The following is a 13,448-nucleotide window of genomic DNA, read 5'->3' as shown; positions in this document are numbered from 1 at the left end:
TCGACGTTTACAGTCCGCTTACACAAATCCGCATGGAAAATAATACCCGCGTAATAAACTGGGAATCAAACAGGCCTAAACGAGTTAGGGGATGTCACAATGCGGGATAAGATCGTGCATCTTACGATGAAATGGAAGTTAATCTTAAGCTTCGCGGCCGTCGCGCTGCTATTCGCGGGAACGGCTATTTACCAAGCGAATAAAACGCAGCATGTGGAAGTCGCTATGGAGTCGCAGAAGATCGAGATGGAGAATCGGATCGCGGTCGCCCAAGTGACCCAATTGCTGCAGCAGTTGAACGCGTTGGAGTCCGCGGTGGCCAAAACAAGCGATTTGGAGTCCGTCGACTTGTTCGGGGAGACGCAAAAGCAGCTGTTCGAAGTGATGGCATCGATCTCTTTTTCGGATTTGGATGCCTATCAAAAACTGCAAATCTCGCAAAGGCTGCAAGTTTTGCAAACCAAGGCAAAGGCGTACGTCGCGAACTTCGACGAATTGGTCGTCACGATGAACGACGCGGAAATGGATCCGATGGCGGTATTGGAGAAGATCGACGAGCTGCATTACAAGGCGCTCGATTCGATTCAAGCGATGCTGACGCTTAACGAGCAATTGTATAAGGCTGCTTCCGACAACGCCGACCAAGCGCAGAGCCGTTCGTTCGCGTTGTTGAACCAAGCGACTTCGTTTTCCGCGTATGCCGCGGTGTTCGTCTTTATTTTCACGATCGTGATCGCGGTATTGCTCATTCGCTCCTTCTTGATTCCGGTGGGCAGGCTGCAATCGGCGCTGCGGACGATCGCGGACGGCGATCTCAGGCACCAGATCAACTCGTCTTCGAACGACGAGCTTGGCCGCCTTAGTGACCACTTCGACCATATGGTCGTCCGCGTGCGGGACATGCTCCAGCAGACGCACGCCGTCGCTTCGTCGCTCGCGTCGTACTCGCATTCGTTCCGGCAATCGTCTTCGATTACCGCCCATGCGAATCAAGACATCGTCCATACGATACAGGAGATTTCCGTCGGCACGGAGCAGCAAGCCGGCCAGACGGAACGGAGCGCCAGCCTCATTCAGGATCTGCATCGGGAGATCGACGATATTACGGCCTACGCCGGCGCGATGCTGACGACGAGCGAAGACGCGAACCGGAACGCGCGGAGAGGGACCGCGGCCGTTACCGAGCTGCAGCAGGCTTCCGAGTTCTCCCGCGACTCTATCGGCAAAGTGTACGAGGCCTTAAGCAGGCTGACCGAGCTGTCGGAGAAGATCTCCCGGATTACGAACTCGATTACGGTCGTATCGAATCAGACGAACGTGCTCGCGCTCAACGCGGCGATCGAAGCGGCTCGGGCGGGCGTCCACGGCAAAGGCTTCGCGGTTATCGCCGAGGAAGTCAGGCTGTTGTCGGTGCAGACGAAGGAGTCGTCGGTGCATATCGGCGTCATGATCGACGAATTGAGTACGGGAATGGAGAACTTCCGCACGCATATGCTGGAGACGAGAGGGAGCTTGGAGGCGCAGGACCATAAGGTGTCCGAGACGCTGCGCTCCTTCACCGCGATCGACAGGTCGATCCAGGACATCAGCGAGCAGATCGGACGAATCCACGACAAGGTCGACGCGACTCAAGCGAAGAACGCCTCGCTTGCCGTCATCGTCCAGAACGTGGCGGCGATCGCCGAAGAGACCGCGGCCGGCGTACAGGAAGTGAACGCGACGAGCCAGCAGCAGGATAACGCCATTCGCGAGATCGCTCGGCAAGCGGCCGACATTAACGAGCTGTCGCAGAAGCTGTACCAGGGCATCAGCGCGTTCAAATTCGAGGACGAGATCGACAAGGACGACGAGGTCGCGGAATCGGTCGACGAAGAAGAGGCGAAGATAGAGGCGGACGAGAAGGTCGCGTAAAGAACCGCGCATCGTCGCGGACGTAAAAAAGACCGAACGAAGGCGGGAAGCCATTCGTTCGGTCTTGTCATTATGACGGCATGTCAGCCGATAACCGTCAGCTCTTTCGGGAACGACGTCAGCACGTCGACGCCGTCCTCGGTCGCCACGACGTCGTCCTCGATGCGGACGCCGCCGACGCCGGGAACGTAGACGCCCGGCTCGACGGTGAACGCCATGCCGGCGCGGACCTTGTCTTCGTTAAGGCCGTGCACGGAAGGATATTCGTGAATGTCCATGCCGAGCCCGTGGCCGAGCCGGTGCATGAAGTACGGTCCGTAACCGGCGGCTTCGATCGCCTCGCGCGCGGCGCGGTCGAGGCTGCCCAAGGTCGCGCCGGGACGGATCGCTTCGATCGCGCGCCGGTTGGCGTCCAGCACCGCGGCGTATATGCGCTTGGCCTCGTCCGGGACTTCCCCGACCGCGAACGTGCGGGTAATATCGGAAGCATAGCCGTCCGCGAAGACGCCGAGATCGAACAGCAGCAGATCGCCCTCCCGGATCGCCGTCGCGTCCGGTTTGCCGTGCGGAAGAGCGGATTTGGCGCCGGTCAGCACCATCGTGTCGAACGAAGGGCATTGCGCGCCGAGCTTCTTCATTTGGTATTCGAGCTCGGCGACGAGCTCGATCTCTGTCGTTCCGGGCTTCGCGCGGGAGACGCCTTCGCGCAAAACGTCTTCGACGAGACGCGCCGCACGTCTCATGCGGGCGACTTCGTCCGCGCTCTTCACCGCGCGCATGTCGCGAAGCGGGCTTCCGACGTCGACGTACGCTTCCGCGCCGATCGCCTCCGCGAGCTTCTCGAACGTCGCGACGCTGAGGTGCTCCTTCTCTACCCCTAGCGACCGCACGTTAGCCGGCATCAGCTTGCGCAGCACGTCGTGCGCGTTCTCCGTGTCCGAGTGCGTATGGATGCGCGCCATTCCCGTCGCGGCCGCGGCCGCCTCGTAGTCGAGCGCCGGCAAGAGCAGAGTCGGATATTCGCCGCGCGCGAGCAGCAGCCCGAGGAACCTCTCGTGGGGATCCGTCGCGAAGCCGGTCAAGTAATAGACGTGCTTAGGCGACGTAATCAACATCGCGTCGATCTTGTTATGGTCCAAATGCGCGTATAGATTGTCCAATCGGGAATTCGAATGCATCGTTCTCGACCGCCTTTCTCGTTGTATTATACCGCATTCGCCCGGTTATCCGCCCGCCGCTTGCGTTCCCGGATATTAGCGGCGCGGGAATTGCGGCGATCGCTCCGGAGGGGTTATGCTGAGAAGAAGAGATCTCGACAAGGAGGAGAAGAGACATGGAAGATCAAGCGAGACTGGCGTTGTTCGCGGATAACGCGAGAGCGGCCAAGAAAGCTTTCGCCTGGCGCAATGCCTCGGTTAACCGGCTGGCTGCGCTGCTGTATGCCGCGGAGGGGCGCGAGATCGATATCGAAGCCGTCCGGGACAATCTCGAGAGGGTGAAGCGGAGCACGGGCATGTTCTCGATGTTCAGGGGCGATTCGGCGATCAGCCTGGCGGCGCAGCTCTCGCTGTCCGGCGATCCCGAGGCGCGGCTGGCGGACGCTCTCGCCGTGTACGAATTGCTGAAGGACGCGAAGTTCAGGGCTTCTCCTTATCTGCCGATCGCGGCGTACCAGATCGCCGCGAATGCTTCGCCGGACCGGTTCGGTTCCACGGTCGCCAGGGCGCAGTCGTTCTATGCGGCCATGAAGGCGAATCACCGGTTCCTGACCGGTCAGGACGACTACATCTACGCCGCCATGCTCGCGCTGTCCGACGTCGAGGTCGAAGCGGGAACGGAGCGGATGGAGTGGCTGTACGCCGCGTTGAAGCCGGAGCTGCGGGCCGGCAATGCGCTTCAGGCGTTGACGCAGGTGTTGGTGCTCGGAGACGAGGGCGGCCGACCGGAGGAACGCGTGCTTGCCTTGAAGGGCGCCTTCCGAGAGAGAGGCTTTCCGATGGACCGGTCGTATACGCTCCCCTCACTAGGCGTGCTAGCCTTGCTCCCTCGCGAGAATCGCGACATCGTCGAAGAGACGGCGCTCTCGTTCGAATGGCTGCGCGAGCAGAAGGGCTTCGGCGCATGGTCCGTGGATAAGCAGGAGCTGCTGCTGCACGCGGCGGCGCTGGTCGCCTACCGGAGCATGGCGGACGGCGTCGTGCCGCTTTCTGCGCTCGCCACGAGCCTGACGAACCTGATCGTCGCGCAGCAAGCGGCTATCGCGGCGGCGGCCGCGACCGCAGCGGCGGCGAGCTCCTCCTCTTCGTCGTAATCCATCGGATCGACAAGAAGGCATCATCCTCCGCGCGAGGATGATGCCTCTTTTATCGTTATGGGTTAGCGACATTACTCCGAAGCTGCCGTGCCATAAGGGTTGAACTTGTAGCCCAGCCGATCGACCGTAACGATAAATCTCGGATTCGCCGGCGTCGGCTCGATTTTCCGTCTTAGGTTGGAGATGTGGGCCTTCACCGTGTCCTTGGAATAATTCGATTCGTCGTCCCAGACTTGGCGGTACAGCTGCAGCGGATGGAGCACTTGGTTAGGCTTCTTGGCCAACTCGACCAGCAGTTGGTATTCCTTCGCCAACAGCGGTACGGGCCGATGGTTCACCGATACCGTCATCCGTTCCAGATCGATGGACAGCCCGGGAAATTCCAGCCGATTGCCCGCATCGGGCGTCCGGTCGATCAGGCCGCTCCAACGCAAGTTCGCCTTCACCCGCAAGACGAGCTCTTCGGGATCGAAGGGCTTGTCGATGTAATCGTCTCCGCCGGACTTGAAGGACAGCGTCTTCAGTTCCGGTCGCATGGCGCCGGATACGAATAGAATCGGCCGGCGGTATTGTTTCCGAATGTTATCGCAGAGCGTAATCCCGTCCATGTCCGGCATCTGGATATCCATGATGATGAGGTCCGGCTCTTCGATCGCAAGCCATTCCAGCGCCGTGGAAGCGTTCAGCGCATTGCGGACGATATATCCTTCGTGAGTCAGGAAGGCGGTCACGAGCTGCTGGATATCCGGGTCGTCGTCGATGACGACGATAATGGCTGGCTTCATCTTCGCGGGCACCTCTTTATCGAATAATAGCGAAATCGGTCTATTGGTAGATTAACATTTTTAGGATGGCAGTGGTACTATGGAGGGAGCGAATATCGATACGGCTAAGGTAATAACTCCAGTCGCGGTGAGGGGGCGTCGCATGAGAAAGACGCTTGCGGAGCATAATCGGCTGTTCTACCTCATGGTAGGACTATTCGTCGCGGGCGTCGCGCTCGTCTGGATCCTGTTCATGCCGAAGGAAGGCGCGCCGGCGACGGCGGTCGAGCCCGGCGCGGCCGTTCGGTTGACCGAAGGGTTGGACAAGCTGAGCTTGAACGACGGCATGCAGGTGCTCCCCGATCCGGGCGGAGCGCTCTCCTTCGAGCAAGCGCAGGCATCTCCGGCGAAGGAACGGTTCGTGCCCGCGGACGGAGTCACGGCGTTCGGTCTCGACGGAGATACGTATTGGATACGGGCGACGATCGCGAACGAGACGGCCGAAGAGCGTTGGGTGCTGCGCTTATCGAATGCGGTCGTCGATACGGTGGCGGCTTACGCGGACGGGCAGCGGCTGCAAGGCAAGGAGATTGCCGGCGTCGGCAAGCAGCTGGACGATCACTATTGGGCTTACGAGCTCGTATTGCCCGCCGATCGCGCCGTCACGGTCCATCTTCGGGCGACGACGGGCGGATCGATGATCCTTCCGCTCGAACTGATGCGTTCCTCCGCCTATCACTTCCACCTGCGCGCGGAATACTTGTTATTCGGTCTATACTACGGGTTCGTGTTATTGATGGCGGCGTACTTCGTGTCGATGTACGTATTCTTAAGAAATACGGCCAATCTCTATTACTCGATCTACATCGCGTTCTTCGCGGTGTCCCAGTTGTTCTGGAACGGGCTGCCGCAAGAGTTGCTCGGAGAGAACAACGCGGTCATCCGGCTTCTGCTCCGCACGTTCGACTCCTACGAAGGCATCTTCTTGTTCTTCTTCATCATGTGCCTCTGGTTCGTGTTGTTCTTCCTGGATAAAATGCTTCAATTGCGCATCTACGCCCCGAGGCTGCGTTACGCGACGACGGCGGTGAAGTGGGCGTCGCCGCTCGTCGTATCGGGGCTGCTCTTCCACTGGCCGGGCTTCACGACGATCGCCATCTGGTACGAGTTCGGCGTCATGCTGGTTCTCGTCACGTCGATACTCGTCAGCGTGTTCCGGGGCAATATCGCCGCGAGGTATATCGTGCTCGGCATGATCGCGATTCTCGGCATCGCCGTCCCTTCCATCCTGTACACGTTCAGCCTCGCCGAATATAACGTGCTGACTCATTACGGGTATCAGCTCGGCTCCGTCGCGGAGTTCGTCGTATTCGCCTTCGCTCTCTCGTATCAGACTCGGCAGCTCGAGCTGGATAAGGACAACGCGCGGCAGCTTGTGATCGCCAAGCAAGAGGAATTGGTCCGCACGCTCGAGCGATGGAACGAGGAATTGGAGCACACGGTTCGCGAGCGGACGGAGAGTCTCGTGCAAGCGCAGCGGCGGCGCAACGAGCTGCTGCAGAACATCTCGCACGACGTCAGGTCCCCGTTGACCGTCGTGCAGGGCGGCATCCGGGCGATGATGCTCGGCATTCAAGTACAGCCGGGGGAGCAGGAGAAGCACTTGGAGAACCTGTACGGCAAAGTCCGGTACGTGACGCGGTTCATCGACGACTTGTTCAAGCTCAGCCTGGCGGAGCAGGAAGCCGCCGCTTCTTACGATGAGGCCGAAGAGCTGAGGATGAAGCCGTGGGTCGAGCAGGAATTCGTCTTTCTGGAGGAGTTCGTCCGAATCGCCGGCTTGCGGTGCGAGTCGACGATTCGCGCGGACGGCGATCCGGTCATGACGATCGATCCGCACGGCATGCGAAGAGCGTTGTCGAACCTCGTGCACAACGCCTGCAAGTTCTCGCCGGCGGACAAGCTTATCCGGCTCGAGGCTTCGATCGATCCGGACGGCGTTCGGATTGCCGTCGAAGACGAGGGTCAGGGGATCGGCGAGGACGACCTGAACCGCATCTTCGAGCGGAACAACCGCGGCTCGCAAGCCGACCCGTCGACGGGAAGCGGCCTCGGCTTGGCGATCGCCAAGGAGATCGTCGAGGCGCACGGCGGCACGATCTCGGCAGAGAGCGTGCTCGGCAGGGGGAGCCGGTTCGTCGTCCATATTCCCGCGAATCGCGGTTACGATTAAGAGACCGATCCGGTCTCTTTTTTTGTCCGATTTCGGGTTCGGTTTACCTAGATTTTACCGATAGGCGCTATCGTGGAGAGAGGCATGTCGATTCTTGCGGGAATCGGCCGAACTCGATCGCGAAAGGCGGAAAGGTTATGGGAGGAAGAAGAGTCGGACGGTGGAAGAAGTTCGTCGTCTGTTGGTTGATCGTCGCGATGCTGGCGCAGCTTGCGCCGAATCTCGGCTATTCGGACGCGGCGGCGAAGGCGGCTTTGGCGGACATGATCGCGGCAGCGGAACCGGCGGCGGGCAAGTCGGAGTCGAGAGAGATGGCCGACATCTCCGGCCACTGGGCGGAGACGGAGATCCGGGCATGGTTGCGGGAGGGGCTCGTCAAGGGACTGCCGACCGGGGAGTTCCGTCCGGACGGCAAGGTCGCCCGCGCCGAACTCGCGGCGATGATCAACCGGGCGTTCGGCTATACGGAAGAGGCTGCGGGATCGTTCCCCGACGTTCCGCGGGCAAAGTGGTACGCTGCGGACGCGGCGCGCGCCAAGGCGGCAGGGTATATGCAGGGCGACAAGGACGGCAAGTTCCGCCCGGAGGCTTCGGTTACGAGGGGCGAGGCGGCGGTCATCGCCGCCCGGCTGCTGAAGCTGAATGCCGGAGGCGGAGAGTCGGCTGCCGGCAAGTTCGCGGACGCGAAGGATATTCCGACATGGAGCCGCGATGCCGTCGGGGCCGTCTTCGTCGCGGGCTTGATGAAGGGGCAGGACGGCAATCGGTTCTCGGCGGGCGGGCAGCTGACGCGCGCCGAAGCGGTCGTACTGCTGGACCGCGCGAGCAAGCTGGCCGGAGCGGACGCTGTCGAAGGCGAGATTCCTTCGTCCATCGGCAAGACGGGGACGTACGGTCCGGCGTCCGGCACGGTCGTTCATGAAGGCGATCTGGCGATCAACGTACCGGACGTCGTGCTGCGGAACGTGAAGATTACGGGCAGTCTGTTGCTGGGCGAAGGCATCGGAGAAGGCGACGTTACGCTCGACCGGGTCGTCGTCGACGGGGCGACGACGATTAAGGGCGGCGGCCGCAACAGCGTGCACGTGCTCGATTCGACGCTGACCCGCGTGTTCATTACGAAGGTGGACGGACAAGTCCGTGTCGTCATCGAGGGCTCGACGGCCGTCGATCAGGTGACGGTTCAATCCGGCGCGACGTTGCAGGTCGCGAGCGGCAGCGGCGCCAGCTACGGCACCGTGACCGTATCGACGACGGGCGACGTGACGCTGGACGGCGACTTCCCGAACGTCGTCCTCGTCGCCGCGGCTCAACTGACCGTCGCGAGCGGCAAGGTCGACAACATGACGCTGACGAATCAGGCGGCGGGCGCCAACGTCACGCTGAACAAGAACGTTCAGGTAACCACGGTGAACGCGGACGCTTCCGCTTCGATCAAGGGAGACGGCGCGATCGGGACGGCTTCGGTCACGGCGACCGGCGTGACGATCGCGCAGAAGCCGACGCAGACAATCGTCGCGGACGGCGTATCCGCGAACGTCGGAGGCACGGTTACGACGGGGGCCGGATCCGGCCCGGGATCAGGGTCTGGTTCAGGGCCGGGGTCAGGCGGTTCGTCCGGCGTCGTTCGCGTCTCGGCAGCGATCGGCAGCGTTACGGCAGCCGGCTTCGAGCTGAGGCTTGCGCCGGCCGTGCCGAATCTGACGATCGCGGACATCGTCATGGTCAACGGCGACGGAATGCCCGCGCTCGTCTCCCGGGTCAGCAGCGTCGACGGCGGATCGACCTATCGGGCGACCGGGTTCTTGACCGGCGGGGCAACGTACTCGCTGTCGTTGGCGAAGCCCGGCTACGCGTTCGGCGCCGGATTAAGCGTCGTCGTGCCGGATGTTCCCGTCGTCACGGGCGCTCTGGTCGCGCCCGATCCGATGAAGCTAGTGCTCCTGTTCAATAAGCAACTGGCGGCGCTTCCCGACGCTCCGGCCGGCTTCTCCGTTACGTACGGGGGCGGAGCCGTTGAGATCGCGTCGGCGACGTTGACGGCGTCCGGATCGCGTATCGAGCTCGCGCTCCGCTCCGCGGTCGCTCCGGCAACGCTGGAGCTGCGCTATACGCCTGGAACGATCCGTTCCGTAGACGGCAAGGCGCTGCCGGCGCTCGTTCAAGGTGCGTTCGCCGGCGGCAGCACGCCGAGCGGCAGAGCCGCCTACGACAAGATGCTGGGCATGACCGCCGCGCAAGCGGCGACGGATCTGAAGGACAACGTGGGCGTTAGCGCCCCGGATGCTTCGAAGGCGCTGATCGAGGGCGGCTACAATACGAACGCGCTCGTGAAGGCGTTGAACACCGTGTACGGAATCAGCAACGAAAACATGCCGAATATGCTGCTGCCTAATGGGATCAGCGTCTATCATCTGTTGATCGGCATGAAGGAAGCTGGCATTCTGAACGTCGCTAATCTAGGCAAGAACTTCAGCACCTTGAACGGCGCGTCCGATGATTGGGTTAGGGCGCGCTCAAGCAGGTGGGGTATACCGATGCGGAGGTCGTGCAGTACGGCTGGTTCTACCCCAACGCGAAGCTGGCGGCTTCGATGCGGACGTACTACGGCATGACGAACGAGCGCGCCGCCAAGATCCTGCGAATATCCGCCGGTTCCAGCTATAGCGCGGATGTCGGACAGGTGTTGAAGGACGTGTACGGGAACGACGAACGGCAAGCCGCGGCTGCGATGAAGGCCGCCGCGATCGACGCGAGACGCGCCGGGCAGACGTTGCGGGACGTCTACGGGGCGACCGCGGGCCAAGCGGCCGAGCTGCTGAAGGAGTCCGGGTATACAGCGGAGAACGTCGGTGCGATGCTGGCGCTCGATTACGGCGCGAACGGGCCGGAGACGGCGAAGGCGCTGCGCGACGCGGGCTATGCGATCGGCGAGGCGTGGTTCGGTCTCGGTTACGCGAGCAACCACGGAGAAGCGATTAGAAGCGCGTACTCGGCGATGGAGACGTACGACTTCTTATGGGATTCGGACGGGCGGTTCGATTCGGCCGTGTCGTACATGAAGTCGGCCGGCTTCACGGCAGCCGAGACGGCAGCCGGTTTGCTGAAGCACCCGGTCGTCCGGACGAAGGCGGATTTATTGGCGCAGTTGATGCAGACGTATCCGGAATCCATGGCGACTTATCGCTACAGTCTGGCCGAAGCGATCGGCGCGGCGCGCCTCAGATTCGGCGGCGACATCTCGGAGTACGCGGCCATGCTCTCCCAACACGGCATGACGACGATCACGACGATGCAGCCCGGACAAGCTACGGTCGCCTCCGGTCTCGGCACGGCCGGATACAATCTGCAAGAGATCGCGGCGTGGCTCGCGCCGTCCAACTCGCTTACGCAGGCGCAGGCGAGCAACGTGCTGTTCGAATTACGCAATATGGGGTACAGGCTATCGGGCATGGGACCGTTATTGACCTCGCTGGCCAGGAAAGTGTATAGCGACACGTCCAACCAGAGCCTCGTCCGGCTGCTGGCGACGAGCGGGACCAACACGGCGACGGGCGCGACGATTCCGGGGTATTCGGCATTGGAGATCGCGCAGTTCTTGATCGCCGCGGGGCGCGCGAACAATTACAATCTCGGTCCCGATCTCACGGTCGCGTTCGCCAAGCTGGACGCGGTTAGCGCCATGAAGGAAGCGAGCGGCGCCACGCTGATCGATATGCTGCGCGCCCTGAGCGACTCCCGGCTGTTCACGGGGGCGGTCGATTACCTGTTCTTGGGCCAAGTGCTCCGGGACGTCTACGGCGCCGATCCCGTGGAAGCCGTGCTCGCGATGAAGGGATCGTCGATTCCGACCCTGTACGAGATGTATCCGATCACGGAGATCTTGAAGACGGCGTATGGGCACACGGATACGACGACGCTCATCCTCGACTTGTCGTCAGCGGGCTTCAATATGTACCAGATCGGCGACGCGCTAATGCTTAGCGGCGCATCCTTCAAGGCAGCCGGTTACGACGCAACGTCGGTCGCTCAGTTCATCTACCGCAAGCGGGGCGTGCAACTGGACGTCATGGTGCCGGCGCTGAAAAATCTCGGCTACGATCTGTACGAAGTGACGACCGCGCTTCGCGGTCTGTACGGCGGAGGTTCGTCGTCATCGATCGTCTCCCAGGTGACGGACATGCTGGACGATTCCGTCTACGGCTATCCGGCGGCGGAAGTAATGGAAGCGGTCGCGACCGTATTCGGCGTCGACCCGTTCGCGGTTCTGGCCCGGAACATGAAGGAGCGGAACTATCCGGCGACGCAGACGGCCGCTACGCTCAAGGCGCTGTACGAGGATATGGGCGCGATCGATATGGCGAGAGGGCTCGCGACCGCCGGGTATGATCAGGACGGCGTGTTGAAGGCGATCTTCCAGGTCTACTGCAACGGATATATTTACTCGCCGGGCGCGGCGACGACGATGGACGAAGTGATCACTTCCGTCTATCCGGCGGAGACGAACCGGTGGGACGCCACGTTGCGCGCCTCCGACGTTCGCACCGCCAAGTACGCGATCCAAGTGATGCGCTCGCTGGAGAAGCCGCTGAGCGACACGGTGGGCGTGCTGCAACGCGTATACGCGTTGAACGCGCTCGATGCGCTCCGTACGCTGCTGGAGATGTCCGCTTGGACGAAGGAGTTGCTGAACGCCGTCGGCGCCGCTTACGGAGAGAATCCCGTCGAGCTCTACTTGCGGCTCATGAAGGCGAAAGGCACGCATGCGAACGAAGCGCTGATCGTTCTGCAGCAGACCTTCGATTACGACGATAGCGTCGAGATAGGCAAGCTGATGTTCGGCGTCGGCTATACACGGACCGAAATTCTTAACGCGATCGACCGCTATTACGGGGGCGACGTTCCGAACGCGATCGCGCTCACGATGGTTGAACTGTTCGGCGAGAACGACATTCTGGCCGTCGGCAAGGAGCTTCGCGATCGGGGGTACGCTGCGCCGCTTATCTATAGCGCGCTGATGGAGGCGTTCCCGAACAGCTCGCAAGGCGACGTTCTCGTCGCGCTAAGAGACGTCGGCGTCGGAAGCTTGATCTCGACGTTGACGAGCATCCAGAGCGGCGACGCGACGGCGGTCGCGCAATTGCGGAATCTCGGCTTGCGGGCGGAGGAAGCGGGGAATTTCCTTGGCCGTTGGCAGTACAGCCTGCAAGACGGCATTCGGAACTTGATCGCGCTCGGTTATACGCTTCAGCAGGTCGGACGCGGCGTGGAATCCGGCTACGACGTCTTACCCGAACAGGCGATTCGGGCGATGCGCGCCATGAATTACCCGCTGGAGCGGATCGTCAAGATCGCATACGCGTTGGACGAGCGTCCGGCTCTTCTGTTGATCTACCTGTACAAGGAGGGATACACCGATATCGTCGACTTGATCAAGGCGCTCGGGATCGTGAACGAGGATCCGCTCCGATACGTCTACGACCTGTGGTCGACCAAGCTCTATGTCGAGAGCTATGTACAACAGAATCAAGGAGGAATTCGCCAGTGGACCGGGAAGACGCTGGCTATCGCGCTTGCGCAGCATTCCGATCTTACGCTCGCCGAGTTGGGACGCTCGTTCGTCCAGTCGAACTCCTTCACGAACAAGGATATCTACTATGCGCTCAAAGAAGTCGCGGAGATCGGCGTCAGCTTCATTCAAAGCGATCTGGACGCCGCCATCAGCGCGATGCTGACCGAGCTGTCGGAAGGAATCCCGTTCGCGATCATGAACGAAGCCGGCGTCTCTTCCAACGATGCCGCGAGGGTCATGAAGCAGCTCGGCTGGGATTGGATCCCGGCGTGCATCCAATTGGTACAGGCCGGCTACGGCGCAAGCGACACTTGGGACGCGCTATGGGACGTCTATCATAACGAGCTCGGCTTCCAGATTCTCAACATCATGTCCGCGGTCGCGCCTCTTGCGTCGCTGGGACTGGCCCAGAATCTATCGACGTTCGAGTCCGTCTTGAAAGGCGCGATGCAGAAGGCGATGATGAGCTACTTCACGAGGCGTTAACGAACGATCAGGAGGGGCATGCCGCGCAGGCATGCCTCTTCTTATGTGTGCCACGCATGACGATTAACTCGGCGGTGAAAGTCCGCTGTGGGGGCTTGTAGTTGCCAACCACTAGCCAAGAGCAAGGGTGTCCATCGCGAGGTGGAATCTGAAGGAAGCTGGAGGCAA

At 61.4% G+C, this 13,448-nt stretch carries 7 protein-coding genes; 5 read left to right on the top strand and 2 right to left on the bottom strand.

The features are described 5' to 3' along the window. The first annotated feature begins 99 nt into the window (after positions 1-99). Positions 100-1,911, top strand: coding sequence for a methyl-accepting chemotaxis protein (locus tag ACFQZG_RS24630; RefSeq protein WP_378157412.1), 1,812 nt, complete (start codon positions 100-102; stop codon positions 1,909-1,911). Positions 1,912-1,994: 83 nt separating this feature from the next. On the opposite strand, the gene ACFQZG_RS24625 is transcribed toward ACFQZG_RS24630, so the two are convergent. After that, positions 1,995-3,089, bottom strand: coding sequence for a M24 family metallopeptidase (locus ACFQZG_RS24625; RefSeq protein ID WP_378157411.1), 1,095 nt, complete (start codon positions 3,087-3,089; stop codon positions 1,995-1,997). Positions 3,090-3,244: 155 nt separating this feature from the next. Between ACFQZG_RS24625 and ACFQZG_RS24620 the strand changes: the two genes are divergently transcribed. After that, a complete protein-coding gene (locus tag ACFQZG_RS24620; RefSeq protein WP_378157410.1) occupies positions 3,245-4,222 on the top strand; it encodes a DUF4003 family protein in 978 nt (325 codons plus the stop codon). Positions 4,223-4,296: 74 nt separating this feature from the next. On the opposite strand, the gene ACFQZG_RS24615 is transcribed toward ACFQZG_RS24620, so the two are convergent. Continuing rightward, positions 4,297-5,010: a response regulator transcription factor gene (locus ACFQZG_RS24615; RefSeq protein WP_378157409.1), complete on the bottom strand. Its 714-nt coding sequence runs from the start codon at positions 5,008-5,010 to the stop codon at positions 4,297-4,299. Positions 5,011-5,152: 142 nt separating this feature from the next. Here ACFQZG_RS24615 and ACFQZG_RS24610 point away from each other — a divergent pair, with 142 nt between their 5' ends. The 3 genes from ACFQZG_RS24610 to ACFQZG_RS24600 all read left to right on the top strand — a co-directional run bounded on the left by ACFQZG_RS24610 (position 5,153) and on the right by ACFQZG_RS24600 (position 13,280). Continuing rightward, positions 5,153-7,222 carry a sensor histidine kinase gene (locus tag ACFQZG_RS24610; RefSeq protein WP_378157408.1) on the top strand — a complete coding sequence of 690 codons (2,070 nt, stop codon included), beginning with the start codon at positions 5,153-5,155 and terminating at the stop codon, positions 7,220-7,222. 137 nt (positions 7,223-7,359) lie between these two features. Beyond that, complete coding sequence (locus ACFQZG_RS24605) at positions 7,360-9,837, top strand: S-layer homology domain-containing protein (protein WP_378157407.1); 2,478 nt, start codon at positions 7,360-7,362, stop codon at positions 9,835-9,837. Further along, the gene (locus ACFQZG_RS24600; protein WP_378157406.1) at positions 9,747-13,280 is read left to right on the top strand and encodes a hypothetical protein; all 3,534 of its coding nucleotides are present in this window, start codon (positions 9,747-9,749) and stop codon (positions 13,278-13,280) included. Before ACFQZG_RS24605 ends, ACFQZG_RS24600 begins: the two co-directional genes overlap by 91 nt. The last annotated feature ends 168 nt before the right edge of the window (positions 13,281-13,448 follow it).

Origin of the sequence: Cohnella sp. GCM10027633, assembly GCF_042675445.1 — a bacterium.
Taxonomy (GTDB): domain Bacteria; phylum Bacillota; class Bacilli; order Paenibacillales; family Paenibacillaceae; genus Cohnella.
The sequence above is the reverse complement of the archived record's forward strand: the minus strand, read 5'-3'. Positions and strand labels throughout refer to the sequence as shown.